Source organism: Streptomyces sp. NBC_00576 (genome assembly GCF_036345175.1).
Lineage (GTDB): Bacteria > Actinomycetota > Actinomycetes > Streptomycetales > Streptomycetaceae > Streptomyces.
Genome location: NZ_CP107780.1, coordinates 7,415,571 through 7,431,492 on the forward strand (window position 1 = coordinate 7,415,571; position 15,922 = coordinate 7,431,492).

General features: G+C 69.4%; 13 protein-coding genes and 1 pseudogene. 3 read left to right on the top strand and 11 right to left on the bottom strand.

Annotated elements, in window-relative coordinates; all coding sequences use genetic code 11:
* Positions 1-5: 5 nt before the first annotated feature.
* A pseudogene (locus OG734_RS32325) lies at positions 6-110 on the bottom strand (DUF397 domain-containing protein); the annotation flags it as partial.
* Positions 111-314: 204 nt separating this feature from the next.
* Here OG734_RS32325 and OG734_RS32330 point away from each other — a divergent pair.
* Entirely contained in the window at positions 315-1,496 is a 1,182-nt protein-coding gene (locus OG734_RS32330; RefSeq protein WP_330290968.1) for a serine hydrolase domain-containing protein, read from the top strand.
* Positions 1,497-1,602: 106 nt separating this feature from the next.
* On the opposite strand, the gene OG734_RS32335 is transcribed toward OG734_RS32330, so the two are convergent.
* From OG734_RS32335 to pepN, 3 genes are all read right to left on the bottom strand, one after another.
* On the bottom strand, positions 1,603-2,673 hold the full coding sequence (locus tag OG734_RS32335; RefSeq protein WP_330290969.1) for a hypothetical protein: 1,071 nt from the start codon (positions 2,671-2,673) through the stop codon (positions 1,603-1,605).
* Between the two features lie 123 nt (positions 2,674-2,796).
* Positions 2,797-3,771: a hypothetical protein gene (locus OG734_RS32340; RefSeq protein WP_330290970.1), complete on the bottom strand. Its 975-nt coding sequence runs from the start codon at positions 3,769-3,771 to the stop codon at positions 2,797-2,799.
* A 142-nt stretch (positions 3,772-3,913) separates the two neighbouring features.
* Positions 3,914-6,511 carry an aminopeptidase N gene (gene pepN, locus OG734_RS32345; protein ID WP_330290971.1) on the bottom strand — a complete coding sequence of 866 codons (2,598 nt, stop codon included), beginning with the start codon at positions 6,509-6,511 and terminating at the stop codon, positions 3,914-3,916.
* Between the two features lie 137 nt (positions 6,512-6,648).
* Between pepN and OG734_RS32350 the strand changes: the two genes are divergently transcribed.
* Positions 6,649-7,305 carry a DsbA family protein gene (locus tag OG734_RS32350; protein WP_330290972.1) on the top strand — a complete coding sequence of 219 codons (657 nt, stop codon included), beginning with the start codon at positions 6,649-6,651 and terminating at the stop codon, positions 7,303-7,305.
* Positions 7,306-7,332: 27 nt separating this feature from the next.
* On the opposite strand, the gene OG734_RS32355 is transcribed toward OG734_RS32350, so the two are convergent.
* The 7 genes from OG734_RS32355 to OG734_RS32385 form a co-directional block, all read right to left on the bottom strand.
* Positions 7,333-7,581: a hypothetical protein gene (locus tag OG734_RS32355; RefSeq protein ID WP_330290973.1), complete on the bottom strand. Its 249-nt coding sequence runs from the start codon at positions 7,579-7,581 to the stop codon at positions 7,333-7,335.
* A 349-nt stretch (positions 7,582-7,930) separates the two neighbouring features.
* Positions 7,931-8,827 (bottom strand): TauD/TfdA dioxygenase family protein, encoded by an 897-nt coding sequence (locus OG734_RS32360; protein ID WP_330290974.1) that lies wholly within the window; start codon positions 8,825-8,827, stop codon positions 7,931-7,933.
* 22 nt (positions 8,828-8,849) lie between these two features.
* Positions 8,850-10,208, bottom strand: coding sequence for an LLM class flavin-dependent oxidoreductase (locus tag OG734_RS32365; protein ID WP_330290975.1), 1,359 nt, complete (start codon positions 10,206-10,208; stop codon positions 8,850-8,852).
* A gap of 308 nt (positions 10,209-10,516) precedes the next feature.
* Complete coding sequence (locus OG734_RS32370) at positions 10,517-11,233, bottom strand: ABC transporter ATP-binding protein (protein ID WP_330290976.1); 717 nt, start codon at positions 11,231-11,233, stop codon at positions 10,517-10,519.
* A complete protein-coding gene (locus tag OG734_RS32375; RefSeq protein WP_443064958.1) occupies positions 11,209-12,084 on the bottom strand; it encodes an ABC transporter permease in 876 nt (291 codons plus the stop codon). Before OG734_RS32375 ends, OG734_RS32370 begins: the two co-directional genes overlap by 25 nt.
* Entirely contained in the window at positions 12,081-13,148 is a 1,068-nt protein-coding gene (locus tag OG734_RS32380; protein ID WP_330290977.1) for an ABC transporter substrate-binding protein, read from the bottom strand. The genes OG734_RS32375 and OG734_RS32380 overlap by 4 nt, the downstream gene beginning before the upstream one ends.
* Positions 13,149-13,435: 287 nt before the next feature.
* Positions 13,436-14,722, bottom strand: coding sequence for an ROK family transcriptional regulator (locus OG734_RS32385; protein WP_330290978.1), 1,287 nt, complete (start codon positions 14,720-14,722; stop codon positions 13,436-13,438).
* A 553-nt stretch (positions 14,723-15,275) separates the two neighbouring features.
* Between OG734_RS32385 and OG734_RS32390 the strand changes: the two genes are divergently transcribed.
* Positions 15,276-15,851, top strand: a complete 576-nt coding sequence (locus OG734_RS32390; protein WP_330290979.1) for a biotin transporter BioY — start codon at positions 15,276-15,278, stop codon at positions 15,849-15,851.
* Positions 15,852-15,922 lie beyond the last annotated feature (71 nt).

Genomic DNA, 15,922 nt, shown 5'->3' on the forward strand with positions numbered 1-15,922 from the left:
TGGAGGGCGGGGCCCGTGGGGTTCTTGGAGTCGCGGACGGCTATGCCGGTAGGAGGCGCGAGGCGGCCGGCCTCGACGCAGTTCTGGCCCGTGCCATCGCGGTAGGACGACTTGAACCAGGCTTCTTCCGGGGCGAGTTCGGGTGCGGCGGCGGGGCAAGTCGGCGGATGAACGTGTCCGGCTCAACGCACTCAAAGGCTGAAAGACGCCCAACCACCCCGCCTCTGATCAACCTTCGGCGAACCCACCGTGTCCCTCCCCCCGACCGCCCCTCGGCGAGGACGCGCCGACGGTCGTGAACAAGGGGGAACGCCATGTCAGTCAACAAGAGCCAGGGCAACAAGAGGCAGGGCAACAAGAGGCTCGTCGGGATGGCCGCGGCGATCGCCGTCGCGGCAGGCGCGTTCGCGGCGCCCGCGGTGGCCGCACCGGCCGAACGGGGCGGCAGTCATGACGCCACCCGCAAGGCCGTCAACGCCGCCGTGAAGGACGGCGTACCCGGTGTGGCCCTTCAGGCCAAGGACCGCCACGGCGTCTGGAAAGCGACCGCAGGCCTCGGCAACCTCAGGACCAAGCAGCCGCGCAGCGCCCACGACAACTTCCGGGCCGGCAGCATCACGAAGACCTTCATCGCGACCGTCCTGCTCCAACTGGAGGCCGAGGGACGGGTGTCGCTCGACGACACCGTCGACAAGTGGCTGCCCGGAGTCGTACGCGGCCACGGCCACGACGGACGGAAGATCACCCTCCGCCAGCTCCTCAACCACACCAGCGGCATCTTCAACTACACCGAGGACGAGTCCCTCCAGAGCGCGATCTTCCTCCCGGAGGGCTTCTTCAAGAACCGGTACCGCACCTGGACCCCGAACGAGATCGTCAAGATCGCCATGGGTCACAAGCCCGAGTTCGCCCCGGGTGCGAGTTGGAGCTACTCCAACACCAACTACACGCTCGCCGGCATGGTCATCAAGAAGGTGACCGGCAACTCGTACGGCGACGAGGTCCGTCGGCGCGTCATCAAGCCGCTCGGGCTGCACGGGACGTACATGCCCGGTACGAACGCCACCGTCCCCCAGCCCAGCAGTCGCGCCTACTCACAGCTCGGCGAGAACACCACCGGCAAGATCTACGACGTCACCGAGCTCAACCCTTCGGTGGCAAACTCCGCCGGCGAGATCATCTCCAACTCCGGTGACCTGAACCGCTTCTACTCGGCCCTCCTGCGCGGCAAGGTACTGCCCGCCAAGCAGCTCGCCGAGATGAAGACGACCGTCGCCGCCGGGGCCGTGGACGGCCGGTACGGGCTCGGGCTGATCGAGAACGAGCTGAGCTGCGGGGTCACCGTCTGGGGCCACAGCGGCGGCATCCACGGTTCCAGCTCGGTGGCGGTCACCACGGCCGACGGCAAACACTCCCTCGCCTTCAACTTCAACGGCGACTGGAGCGGCGACCCGGTGAAGGTCGTCGAGGCGGAGTACTGCGGGACCGAGAAGTGACGCACAGGGAGCCCAGCGAACACTGAGCAAATGTGGAGGGGTCCCGGTTTCCCGGCGGCCCCTCCACTCTCCTCCTGGGTTCCTCCTGGTCCTGCCCGGTCCGTCGCTACCGGGGCAGGACCACGACGTACGCCGCCGGCTCGCGGTCGCCCGACGCCATCAGAGCCGTACGTACGACGGTTGCCTGCTGGTCGATCGCGTCGCGCAGTTTGCGCGGCGTGATGTGGACGACCGTGATGCCCAGCCGCTCCAGGTGCTCGCGCTTACGGGCGTACTCCGACCAGAGCGCGTTGTCCTCCTGTCGGTGGCCCGGAATCGGGGCGCGCGTGTCCAGCTCCACCGCCACCGCCTGGTCGGGCCAGTAGGCGTCGAGGCCGCCGAGGTGCGGGCCGCCGGGCAGGCGCAGATCGACGTTCCAGACCGGGTCCGGGAGGCCGTACTCGTGCACCATCCGGTAGAGACGGTCCTCCGCGATGGCCCGGCCCTCGGCGAGGAGGGAGTCGACGGCGTCCACGACATGCGGGCGACCGAGCAGTCGGCCCTGGTTCAACTCCCGTACCACCGCCGCCGGTTCGCAGTGGCCGCCGCGCACCGCGTCGGTCAGCAGCCGGCGTACGGCGCCCGCGTCCGTGAGTCCGGCCACCGCGTCGGCGAGGGCGCGCGCCACCGGTGCGACCGGCAGACCGTCGACCAGCTCGGGTGTGGGCAACGCAGAGGAGCGGACGATGCGGACGCAGCCCGTCGAGCGCAGTCGGCGCAGCCGGGGGACCAGGACGTCGAAGGTGTCGAGGGACAGCAGCGGCGGCGCGGACGAGAAGCCGTACAGGGCGAGCGCGGCCAGGCCGGTGATCATGGCCTCGGCATAGACCGGACGGCCGCGCTCCCGGTACGGCTCCTCGGAGTCGGGCTGGGCCGGAATTCCCGTCGTCGTCCGCTCCTTCGCCGTGTACAGCAGTACCGCGTGCAGTCGCTCCTCGCTGGTGGGCGGGCCCGGGTGCAGCAGAAACACACCCGGCAGGATCTGCTGCCACGGTCCGTCGGGCCGGCACTGCTCGTTGGCCTCGGCGGCCGGGATGCCGTGCGCCCGCAGTTGCGCGGCGGTCAGTACCCGGCGCTTTACGTGCGACAGGTGACGGAGGGGGCGGGTGCTCGGGGAGAGCGGGGTGTTGTGGGTCATGACTCCGACTTTCCCGTGTCCGATCCGTCCCCTAACCGCTGTTACACGCCCGTTGACAATTCCGGACAAGCTCGCCCTAAAGTGCAAGCGTTCGAGTGCCGAAAGACGCTGGCCATCCGGGGGTTACGGGGGTGAGTGACCAGGTTCGGTAACGGCGGGATCGGCGGGCCTGGTGGGCCCGGTGGGGCCTGGCTCCGTGTCCGCCGCTCTGCCGTCTGCCGGTGCCGTGCCGGGTGGCCAGTGGCGGATCAGGGCTCCGGTGCCGTGCAATGCCTCGGCGAGACGGCCTTCGGCGGCCGGGTGGGCCGGTCTGGTGCGATACAGGTCGTCGAGTTCCAGGATGGCGCGGGCCAGTATCTCGAAGTCGCGCAGGATCGTTTCGAGCTGCGGCAACGCCGCGTCACCGCGTCCGGCGGCCAGCACGGCGGCGTTCCACTGCGCACGCTCCAGCTTCCGTTCCAGTTCGTGCCGGTCGGGCAGCTGTCCACCGCTGAACAGGTCGCCCCGCACCGCACGGGATTCGAGGATCGCCCGGGAGGCATAGAGGGTCCGCTGGACCAACTGGCCGGCAAGACTGTTGAGGTCATGCATGGTCACGTAGTGATGGCGCATGCTCCGCACGACTGTGGCGCTGGAGGCGACTCCCCAGCGGATGGGTCTGCCGAGGTGGGGCGTGGGATCGTTCCAGGAGGGCGCGGAGTCGAAGGCGGCGGGGCGCCGGTAGGTGAGACGGTGCAGGTGCCGCCATTTCTCGTACGGTAACTCCGGGTCCAGCAGGACGGGTTGGGCCGGGTGGCGCGCCTCGTCCGGCGGATAGCGCTCGACGAGCGTGCCGATCGCCGTCGAACCGTTGGTGGCGCGCGAGGGGGGAGGGAGTATTCGGGAGGGCGGTGCTGCGCCCGGTACCGGCACCGCCTCGCTGGGGTCCCCGTCCAGCCGTGGCAGTACGTCCGTGTTCAAGACGCTTGCCGCCAGGGCGAGTTCACGGGCCCTGGCGTTGTCCGGATGAGCGGAGGCCATCACCAGTAAGGCCCCTGTGATACGCCGCAGTCCGCGCACCAACTCGTCCACGCGCGCGTCGACTTCGGACTCGATCACTCGACTTCCCCCCTTGCAGGTCCTTCACTTCTTTCTCAACATCACCGTCCCCCGCACCCCCGGGGCACACCTGCTCCAGGGGTGCGATCTCAAACCCACGAATTACCCGACAGGAATCACATAACAGACCGTTACCGGCCTGTCACCGCCCCGCCGCCACATCGCACGCCTGCGCCCGCAGCGCCCGCGCCAGGTCGTCCCGTGCCTCCAGGACCAGGCGCCGCAGGGCCGGTGCGGCGTCCGCGTGGTCCGCCAGCCACGCGTCCGTCGCCGCCAGGGTCTCCGGCGAGTCCTGGAGGGACGGGAACAGACCCCGTACGACATCCATGCCGATCTGGATCGAGCGGTCGGCCCACGTCCGCTCCAGCACCGCGAAGTACTTCTGTGCGTACGGCGCGAGAAGGTCCCGCTGCGATTCCTGGACGAAGCCCGCGATGGTGGCCTCGACGAGGGCGTTGGACAGCGCGTCCGACTCGACGACCTGGGCCCACGCCTGTGCCTTGACGGCGGCCGAGGGGCGGGCGGCGAGGCAGCGGACCTGGTGGCGCTTGCCGGACGCCGTGTCGTCGCGGGCGAGTTCGGCACGGAGCGTCTTCTCGTCGGCGACGCCGTGCGCGGTCAGCGGTTCCAGGAACGCCCACCGCAGCTCCTGGTCGACGTCGAGGCCGTCGATCTTCGCCGTGCCCTCCAACAGCCCCTGGAGCAGCTGGAGATCGGCCTCGCTCGACGCCACGGCCGCGAGGAAGCGGGCCCACGTCAGCTGGTGCTGGCTGCCCGGTTCGGCGAGCCGGAGTTCCTTCAACGCGCCCTCGGCAAGCGCGCGTTCACCGGCCGCCCGCCAGTCGGGGGCCGCGTAGTGGGTGAGCGCGGAGCCCGCCCAGGCGTGGAGCATCTGCAGTACCCCGATGTCCGACTCGCGGCCCGCGAACCGCAGTACCAGGTCGACGAAGTCCCGGGCCGGCATCAGAGCGTCCCGCGTGAGGTTCCACAGCGCGGACCAGCACAGGGCGCGGGCGAGCGGGTCGGTGATCTCACCGAGGTGCGCCCGCAGCGTCGCCAACGAGCCTTCGTCGAACCGGATCTTGCAGTACGTCAGGTCGTCGTCGTTGACGAGAACCAGGTCGGGGGCCTCGCTCCCGACCAGCTCACCGACCACGGTGCGCGGCCCGTCGACATCGGCCTCGGCGCGCGCGTACCGCTCCAACACCCCGTCCACGGAACGCCGGTAGAGGCCGACAGCCACCCGGTGCGGGCGCAGCTCGGGGTGTGACTCGGCGGCCTCCTGGATCACGGCCAGCTCGGTGATCAGGCCGTCCGCGCTCAACAGCACCGCCGGGGTGAGGGAGTTGACGCCGGCCGTCTGCAGCCACGCCCGCGACCAGGACGCCATGTCCCGCCCGCTGGTCTCCTCCAGCACGGACAGCAGATCACCGAGGCGCGTGTTGCCGTACGCGTGCCGCTTGAAGTACCGCCGCGCGCCCTCGAGGAACGCGTCCGGCCCCACGTAGGCGACGAGTTGCTTGAGTACGGAGGCACCCTTGGCGTAGGTGATGCCGTCGAAGTTGAGTTTGGCGTCCTCCAGGTCGCGGATGTCGGCCGTGACCGGGTGGGTGGAGGGCAGCTGGTCGGCGCGGTAGGCCCAGGCCTTGCGGTTGTTGGCGAAGGTGACCCAGCCGCTGGTGAAACGGGTTGCCTCGACGAGCGAGAAGGCGCCCATGAAGTCGGCGAAGGACTCCTTGAGCCACAGGTCGTCCCACCACTCCATGGTGACGAGGTCGCCGAACCACATGTGGGCCATCTCGTGCAGGACGACGTTCGCCCGCCGCTCGTACGCCGCCTGCGTCACCTTCCCCCGGAAGATGAACTCCTCGCGGAAGGTGACCAGCCCTGGGTTCTCCATCGCGCCGAGGTTGTACTCGGGCACGAACGCCTGGTCGTACTTCCCGAAGGGGTACGGGTAGTCGAAGTGGTCGTGGAAGAAGTCCAGCCCCTGCTTGGTGACGAGGAAGACGTCGTCGGAGTCGAAGTAGGGGGCGAGACCCTTGCGGCACATGGCGCCGAGGGGGATGTCGAGGGTCGTACCGTCGTCGAACGTACGGGAGTACGAATCGGTGACGTAGTGATACGGCCCCGCGAGGATGGTGGTGATGTAGGTGGAGATCGGCTTGGTCTCGGCGAACCGCCACACACCATCGACGAGTTCCCCGACCCCGTTGCTCCACGCGACCCACTCCTCCGGCGCCCGCACCTCGAACCGGAAGGGGGCCTTCAGGTCGGGCTGCTCGAAGTTGGCGAAGACGCGGCGGGAGTCGGCGGGCTCGTACTGCGTGTACAGGTAGATCTCGCCGTCCTCGGGGTCGACGAAGCGGTGCAGGCCCTCGCCGGTGCGGGAGTAGGCGCACTGGGCGTCGACGACCAGCTCGTTGTCCGCAGCGAGATCCTCCAGCAGGATGCGCGTGCCGTCGAAGACGGCGCCCGGGTCGAGATCCCGGCCGTTGAGGGAGACGGCGGTCACGCTGGGCGCGATGAGATCCGCGAAACTGGCGGCACCGGGCTCGACACACCGGAACCGGATGGTGGTCACGGACCGAAAGGTCCGGGCTCCGCCCCCACCGCTCCCGCTCCCGCTCTCCGTGTCGCCCAAGGCGGACCGCACGTCGAGGAACACCTCGTACCCGTCGACGGACAGCAGCGCGGCCCGCTCCTGGGCCTCGTCGCGGGACAGATTCTCACCGGGCACGGAGCACTCCCTCGATTGTCATCAGTACGGCCGACCAGCACCGATCCTGCCACGCACCATCGGCACCGGGCACCCGGGAATGCAACGGTGGCGGAGATACGTTCCCTCTTGAAAGCGTGCCTTTCTTTAGGAGACCCATGTCCGAGACGACCTCGACCAAGACCCCTGTCGACTTCTGGTTCGACCCGCTCTGCCCCTGGGCCTGGATGACCTCCCGGTGGATCCTGGAGGTGGAGAAGGTCCGTGACATCGAGGTCCACTGGCACATCATGAGCCTGGCGGTGCTCAACGAGGACAAGCTCGACGAGCTGCCGGAGGAGTACCGCGAGATGCTCGCGGTGCAGGCCTGGCAGCCGGTGAAGGTCGTCACGGCGGCCTGGCAGAAGCACGGCGCCGACATCCTCGGCCCCCTCTACACGGCCCTGGGCACGCGCATCCACAACAACGGCGACGGCCCGACCCTCGAAGCGATAGCCGGCGCCCTGGCCGACGTCGGCCTGCCCGCCGACCTGATCGACTACGCCGAGCAGGAGAACTTCGAGTTCGACGCCGAGCTGCGCGCCTCCCACAAGGAGGGCATCACCAAGGTCGGCCAGGACGTCGGCACCCCGGTGATCGCGGTCCCCGGCGCCGACGGCGAGCAGATCGCCTTCTTCGGCCCGGTCGTCACCCCGGCCCCGAAGGGCGAGGAGGCCGCCAAGCTGTGGGACGGCACCCTCCTGGTCGCCTCGGTCCCCGGCTTCTACGAGATCAAGCGTTCGCGGACGGCGGGCCCGGACTTCAGCAACCTGTAAGAGACAACCTGTAAGACGTCCGGTCCTTCAGTCCTTGGCCTGGTCCTTGGTCTGGTCCTTGGTCTGGTCCTTGGCTTCCGGTTCGGGGAACGAGCCGCCGTCCTTCTGGTTCCCCAGCCGCTGGTAGCGCAGGCAGCCGTCGCGGGCGCAGCGGTAGTAGGCGCCAAGGCGGGTGTGTTTCGGCTTCTGCTGACGGACGTACGTCTTCTCCGCGTCGGTGAGCCCGCGGAAGTCCTGAACCGTGCCTGCGCAGTTCACGCACCGCATGGACACCATGTGATCCCCCCGGTGTGTCGAGCCCCGGTGGCCTGATGCCCCGGCCCCACGAGAGTAGGTCCGGGGCACGGCATATGGGGAGGCCCCCGCGAGTCGTGTCCTCGCGGGGGCCTCCCGTCATTCCGCCTGCCGTCGCGTTCGGTGAGAAGACGATCACGAGGCAGGACGCTTCACGGCTGTCGGCGCTGTAGGCGCAGTCCGCTCAGGGAGCGTGTAGACGGGCATGCGGGGTCCCCTCGACCTCTTATTGCACATTACTTGCAACTGCACGCTAGCAACAAAAAGACCCCCGTGTGCGTCACACGAGGGTCTTTTCCGGAAGAGGCCGGCCGCGGATGCGACTGCTCGGCTACTCGGCGATGGACGTGTAGTGCGAGGCGTCCCCCGCGATCGAGTAGCTCTCCTTGCCCTCTATGCCTACCGGGATGTCACCGGCGATGGTCACCCGGTGCAGGCGGCGCGGGAGGCCGTTGTAGTTGTCGATGGCGTAGTGCTGGGTGATGCGGTTGTCGAAGAGGACGAGCTGGTTCGGCGACCAGCGGTGGCGCAGGATGTTCTCCGGGCGGGTGACGTAGGCCTGGAGCAGGTCCAGGATCTTGCGGGACTCGGTGACCGACAGACCGACGATCCGCTGCGCGAACCCGCCGATGAACAGCCCGCGTTCGCCGGTCAGCGGGTGGACGCGGACGACCGGGTGGGCCGTGCGGAACGTGATGGACGTGAACTGGGCGCGCTGGGCGGCCTGTTCCTCGTCGAGCGCCTCGTCCGGCACCGCGTAGTCGTAGTCGTTGGTGTGCTCGGCCCACAGGTTGTCGGCCAGTTGCCGCAGCGGTTCCGGCAGATCGCGGTAGGCGGCCGCCGAACTGGCGATCAGGGTCTCGCCGCCGTACGGCGGGACCGTGATGCTGCGCAGGGTGCTGGCCTGCGGCGGGTTGAGGACGAAGGTGACGTCCGTGTGCCAGTGGTTGGCGGCGCGCCCCCGCTCACTGTCGACGGGGAGGATGTTCGGCGCGCCCTCGACGGACGGCACCGTCGGGTGGGCTGCGGTGAGCTCGCCGAAGTGGCGGACGAAGGCCTGCTGGCCCTCGTCGTCGAGGTTCACGTCGTCGAAGACCAGGGCCTTGTGGACGTTGAGGGCCTCGCGGAGAGCGGCGACCTGCTCCTCGTCCAGGGGCTTGGAGATGTCCACGCCAAAAACGCGGGCGCCGATGTTGGCGGTGACCTTCTGGATTTCGATACCGGACATGTGCTGGTCCTTTCAGAGTTCGTCAGACGAGGGCGGGGGCGGATGCAGATGCGGATGCGGAGCTGACGTACTGGTTCGCGGGACGCGGGAGGCCGTAGCGCTCCCGCAGGGTCTGGCGCGGCCCGTACTCCTCGCGGAGCAGACCGCGGGTGCGCAGGATCGGGACGACGTGGTCGACGAAGGCGTCGAGACCGGAGGGCAGGACCGCGGGCATGATGTTGAAGCCGTCGGCGGCGCCCCGCGTGAACCAGGTCTCGATCTCGTCGGCGACCTGCTCGGGCGTCCCGGCGAAGGTGAGGTGCCCGCGCCCGCCGCCGAGCCGCCCGATGAGCTGCCGTACGGTGAGGCGCTCGCGCCGGGCCAGCTCGACGACGAGCGTGTAGCGGCTCTTGGCACCCTCGATCGCACTCTCGGGCGGCAGATCCGCCGGCAGCTGTGCGTCCAACGCCAGTGTCCCGGCGGGTAGTTTGAGCAGGCCCTCCAGGTTGCCCACGCCGTGCCTGTACACGATGTGGTCCTCCAGGACCTGCTCGTTCGCCAGCGCCTCGGCCTCCGTCGAGCCGAGCACCGGGACGATGCCGGGCAGCACCTTGATGTGGTCGGGGTCGCGACCGCCCGCCGCCGTACGGGACTTGAGGTCGGCGTAGAAGGCCTGCGCGTCCTCGATGGTCTGCTGGGCGGTGAACACGGCCTCCGCGTACCGGGCCGCGAACGCCTTGCCGTCCTCGCTGGACCCCGCCTGCACCAGCAGTGGGTAACCCTGGGGCGAACGCGGCACGTTGAGGGCGCCCTCGACGCTGAAGTACGTCCCCTTGTGCCGGGGCGGATGGACCTTCGCGTCGTCGCCCCAGACGCCGGAGGCCTTGTCGCCGATGATCGCGTCGTCCTCCCAGCTGTCCCAGAGCTTGAGGGCGACGTCGAGGAACTCGGCGGCCCGGGCGTACCGCTGGGCGTGGGCGGGCTCCGCGTCGAGACCGAAGTTCCGGGCGGCCTCGGCACCGGCCGTGGTGACGATGTTCCAGCCCGCCCGGCCCCCGCTGATGAGGTCGAGCGAGGCGAACTTGCGCGCCAGGTTGTAGGGAGAGTTGTAGGAGGAGGAAGCGGTGGCGATCAGACCGATGTGCGTGGTCGCCGTCACCAGGGCCGTCAGCAGGGTGAGCGGCTCCAGGGCGCCCGCGGGACGCTGCGCGACGCTCCCCCACAGCTGAGGGCTGTCGGCCAGGAAGAGGGAGTCGAAGGTCCCGCGTTCCGCGATCCGGGCGAGCCGCACATAGTGGTCCAGCTCGACATGCGCGTACGGGTCACTCTCGGGGAGCCGCCACGAGGCCTCGTGGTGGCCGGTGGTCATGAGGAAGGCGTTGAGGTGGAGCTGGCGGGTCATGGGCGTCCCTTGCTTTGAACGGGTGCGGGTCGGACAGGAGTGGGGGAGGGCTACAGATGCGGGGAGTGCTTACGAGCGCCGGGCAGCTGAATCCAGCCCGTCCGGCCTCTTTCGGGCTGCGGTTTCGGACTGTCAGCTGTGCCGGCTATTTCTGGGCGGCGGCTATGGACTGTCAGTCCGTCCGGTGCCTTTTCGACGCAGGCCCGGGCAATCTCAGCCCGTCCGGCGTTTGAGGACGAGGCCCCTTCAGGGCCGAAGCGGGGGCCTGGGGGCGGCAGCCCCCAGCAGAGGGTCACCGCAACCGACGCTCACCGGACGTCCGACGTCACGCCCAGAGCCGCGAGCAACAACCCTCTGTACTCGCCACGCGCAGCCGCCTCACGGTCGATCGCCAGATCGAGCCCGATCCGCCCCTCCTCCAGCACAAGCACCCGCTCCGCCAGCGCGACCGCCTCGTCCACGTCATGCGTGACGAGGAGAACGGACGGCCGGTGCCGCTCCCACAGCTCCCGCAGCAGACCGTGCATCCTGATCCGCGTGAGCGCGTCCAACGCCCCGAACGGCTCATCGGCAAGGAGCAGTTCGGGCTCCCGGACCAACGACCGTGCCAACGCGGCCCGCTGCGCCTCGCCGCCGGACAACTCGCTGGGCCAGGCCCGTTCACGCCCCTTCAGGCCCACCTCCGCGAGAGCCTCCCGGCCCTTCGCGGCAGCCTCCTTGCCTTCCGTCCCCAGCAGTACGTTGTCCAGCACGCGCCGCCACGGCAGCAGCCGCGAGTCCTGGAAGACCACCGACACCCGTTCAGGGGCGGTGAGTTGACCGCTGCCCTCGACCTCGTGGTCGAGGCCCGCGACGGCCCGCAGCAACGTGCTCTTGCCGGAACCGCTGTGCCCGAGCAGGGCCGTGAACTGCCCGGCCGGAATGTCGAGGTCGATACCGTCGAGGACCTTGCGCCCGCCGAACGACCGTGTCAGGCCCCGAAGTCGGACGGCGGACCGGGTCAGTTGCTCAGTGTGCGTCGCCATGACAGCACCCTCCGTTCGATGAGACGGACCGCACTGTCGGACACCAGACCGAAGATGCCGTAGATGACCAGGCCGACGAGGATGACGTCGCTCTGGCCGTAGTTCTGGGCCTGGAACATCATGTAGCCGAGTCCGCTGGTGGCGTTGATCTGCTCCAGGACGACCAGCCCCAGCCAGGAGCCGGTCACGCCGAGCCGGAGCCCCACGAAGAATCCGGGCAGCGCGCCGGGAACGACGATCTGCCGGACGAACTGGAACCTCGACAGGCCCTGCACCTCGGCGAGTTCGACGAAGCGGCTGTCGATGCCGGACAGCGCGGCATGCGTGTTGAGGTAGATCGGGATGTAGACGACGATGGCGATGATCGCGATCTTGAACGTCTCGCCGATGCCCAGCCAGAGGATGAACAGCGGGATCAGACCGAGGGCCGGGATCGCCCGGTTGAGCTGGACCGTCCCGTCGATCAGTGCCTCGCCGACCCGGCTGAGCCCGGCGGCCAGGGCGAGGAGGACACCGCCGACCAGCCCGATCGCGAAGCCGGAGGCGGCCCGCTGCACCGACGTCAGGATGTCGGCAGGCAGGGTTCCGTCGGTCCACAGACGGCCGCCGGTCCTGAGCACGGTCCAGGGCGCGGGGATCGCGGCCGGGTCGAGCTGTCCGGCGGCGGAGGCGGTGGCCCACAGGGCGATGACGAGGGCCGGGCCGATGAGCGGAGCGGCGGGCAGCCGCTTGCCGGGGGAGAGCCGGCGGCGCCTGCGGACCTGGGAGCCGGTCTCCTCGGCAGCCGCGACGGCCGCAACGGACACGGTGGCCCCGGCAGCGATGGAGGCGCTCGTGGTCACGGCGGTCACCTCCGGTACTCCGCAGCCACGGACTTCGCCGCGATGCCTTCGAAGCGGTGGTCGAAGAGCGAGCCCACGTCGAACTTCTTCACGAAGCCACCCTCCGCGAGCAGATCGGCGGTCTCCTGCTCCCACTTGATCGCCTCGGCCCAACTCGGCGGGAACAGCGGCTTGTTGGCGAGCTTGGTGATCGCCTGCGCCTGGGGGAGCGTCAGGTTCTGCGTCTTCACGTAGAACTCCTCGTTCCAGAGGTCGGGGTTCTCGTACGTCCACACCTGGCCCTTGGCCCAGTACGGGATGTACGCGGCGATCGCGGCGGCCTTCGCGGGGTCGTTCAGCACGGAGACCGGCGCCCACAGCAGGTTGAGCAGGTCGACCACGTCCGTCGGGATGCTGCGGGCGCCCTTGGCGCCGTACTGCTGGAAATACGCGGGCGCCTGGCTGATGGCCAGCGGCGCGATGTCCACCTGGCCCGACTGCAGGGCGGTGAAGAACTGGTTGCTCGTCAGCGGGACGAGCTTGACCTCGTCGTACGCGAGTCCTGCCTTCTCCAACGCCCGCAGGAGTACGACGCCCTGGGCCTGCCCCTGCGAGAAGGCGAGCTTCTTGCCCTTGAAATCCGCGACCGACCGGATGTCACTGCCGGGCTTGGTGGCGAAGAGATAGTTCGGTTTGCGGGTGACGTTGATCGCGACGATTTTCGCGTCGAAGCCCTGGAAATGCGCCTGGATCGGCGGAATGCCCGCGTTGTTGGCGAGGTCGAGGGAACCCGCGCGGAAGGCGTTGATGACATCGGGGCCGGCGGAAATGTTCTCCCAGCTCGACACCTTGAAAGGCGGATCGCCCAACTTGCCGAGCTTGAACTGGAGTTGCTGGGTGCCCGAATATGAGGAGATCTTCAGGCTCGTACCGGCCGGGATCCTGTCGGCGAGCGGGGCGGTCGAGGCGCCCTTGGTGTCGGCGGCGGCGCTGCTGTTGGCGCAGCCGCTCAACCCGGCGACGCCGGCCGCGGCGCCGAGCAGGGAGGTGAGGAAGAGCCGTCGGTCGACACCCGGCACGGGAGAGGAAGGCATGGGAGGACTCCGTGAGTTCAGAAGACTGGAACGCATGCGGAATTCGGGGCACGACAGAACCCGGAAAGAGAATTCACGCAGAAGTTCAGAGAGCAGCAAGCGCAGCGAGAGAGCAACGAGCGCAGAAAGCTCAGGAAGCTCAGAAGAAATGAGCGCTTCACACGTGGCAACGTGTCAGCAACAGTGGCGACGTGTCAGCAACAGAGGGTGCGACAGCTCACGAAAGGGCTCATGAACACGATGTTCCAGGTCATGCGTGGTCCCTGTCAACATTCGGAGTTTCTGAATTAAATAGCCTCAGGTGAGGCGGCCAGCGGATCCCGGTACAGCACGTCGAGTGCCACCGAACCGCCCGCCACCGCGAGTACCGAATCCGGGAAGCTCGTCGGCACGACAGACGCCGAGCGTTCGGCGCCGACCTCTTCACGCAACGCGGCGAGGCAGTCCTCGCGGTGAATGACCCCGACCTCGGTCACGACCACCGTCTCCGGATTCAGCACGTCGAGCAGCAGCCGCGCCGCCCGCCCCACGGCACCTGCCCGCTGCACCAGCAGCTCTACGGCATCGGGGTCGCCCCCGGCCGCCGCCGCGACCACCTGCATGGGATTCGTGCCCGCGACGACGCCCGCCTCCCGCGCCCGCCGGCACAGCGTCTGCTCGCTCAACTCGGCCTGCAGGCAGCCCGTACGCCCGCAGTCGCACACCTCCGTCCCGCCCGGCACCGGCAGATGGGCGATGGCGCCCGACTGGGAGCGCGGCCCGTGGTGCACCTCGTCGTTGGTCGCGAACGCCGCGTCGACCACATTGCCGACGAACAGATGCAGCACGCTCCCGCCGCCCCGCGCCGACCCGAACAACCGCTCCGCGTTGACCAACGCCCGCGCGTGCCCGTCCACATGGACCGGCAGCCCGGTGCGGGCGCCGAGCACCTCCCGCACCGCCACGTCCCGCCAGCCCAGCATCGGGTGCTCGACGACGGTCCCGGACTCCCGGTCCACCCAGCCGCCCACGGCCACACCGACACCGAGGGCCCGGCAGCCGGGGACGCCGTCCAGCAGCGCCCGCAACCCCTCCGCGGCCCGCGCCAGCACCCACCCCGGATCGGTGCGCTCGTGCTTCAACTCGCGCCGGGCCACCACCCGGCCGCGCAGATCAAGCAGCGCGACCGTCGTGTACGGCACGGCCACATGCACCCCGGCGACCACGAACCGCGAGGCGTCCAGATCGACGGGGACATGCGGACGCCCCACCCCGTTCGACCGCCGGGGCACGGACTCCTCACGGATCAGGCCGAGTTCCGTGAACCGGGCGCAGTAGTCCGTCACCGACGCCGGTGACAGCCCGGTCAGCCGGGCGATGGTGCTGCGCGCCACCGGCCCCTGCTCCAGCACGGACCGCAGAACGACACTCGCGCTCGTCCTGCGCCGGTCGGAATCGGCGGCGCGAGGTACGCGGGAAGCGGAGGAGGTACGGGACGAGAGGGAGGGAGAGACGGAAGAGATGGGAGGGGAGGGAGAGGAAGGAGAGGAGGGAGAGGAGGGAGAGACAAGGGTGGGTGCCGCGGCACGGGGCATGGCGATCATCCTCGGGGAACGGGTCCGACACTGCGCCGTCTCGTAAGGACTCGGGGAGCCAGGAAAGCTCGGAGAGTCCTGTGGAGCGAGGCGCGCCGGAGCCGCCTCACCCGGGGCGGCGACAGGTGGCCGTGCCCACGCGTCGCAGGTCGACATAGCGACGCGACGAGAAGTACCGGGACTGGGCGACCATGCGCTCGAAGCTAGCAAAACGGGCCGACCCTGCACAGACGGCGACCGACGGGCGAGACGGCACCTGTCCGGGCAGGGGACAGAGCCGTGTTCGGACGAGGTGCGGGACGACGTGTGGGACGAAGTGCGACCGATGGCCGGATTGGCGGAACCCTACAGAGCCCGCCCTCCCTACCTCCGTAGCCCAAACCACCTCACCTCAGTGACCGGCATCACGCCGAACCGGGTGTAACCCCCACCGTTTGTCCGAAGCCCACCAACCCTCCGTCGCCCCCTTTGTCGAGCGCTGACGGTGATCGGCCCGAGGGCGCTGGGATAGCGTCGCGATGTCCCTTGCCGCCCACATCCCCGCGGAGTCCCCATGGCAACCGCCGTCGCCCCCGCCCGCCCCGGCCTGGTCCTCGCCGACCTGCTCCCCGCCTCCCGCGTCCGGGACACCGCGCTCGTGCTCGGCGGTGCCGGGCTCGTCGGGATCGCCGCCCAGATCGCCGTCCCTGTGCCCGGCTCGCCCGTGCCGGTGACCGGGCAGACCTTCGCCGCGCTCCTCGTGGGCACCGCGCTCGGCGCCGGCCGCGGCCTCGCCGCCCTCGTCGTCTACGCCCTGGCCGGTCTGGCGGGTGTGCCGTGGTTCGCGGAGGGCGGCTCGGGCACGTCGGTGGCCTTCGGCTACATCCTCGGCATGCTGCTCGCGTCCGCCGCCGTGGGCGCACTGGCCCGGCGCGGCGCCGACCGCTCGATGCTGCGCATGGCGGGCACGATGCTGATCGGCGAGGCGATCATCTACGCGATCGGCGTCCCGTACCTCGCCCTGGCCGCCGACATGAGCGCGAGCGCGGCGATCGCCGCCGGCCTCACGCCGTTCCTGCTCGGCGACGCCCTGAAGGCGGCCCTGGCGATGGGCGTACTGCCGACGGCCTGGAAGTTCCTCAACCGCTGAACTCCGCACGGATGGTACGGCTGTTGACGAGATCCGGGATGCCGCACACGGCATCCCGGATCTTCTGCGTT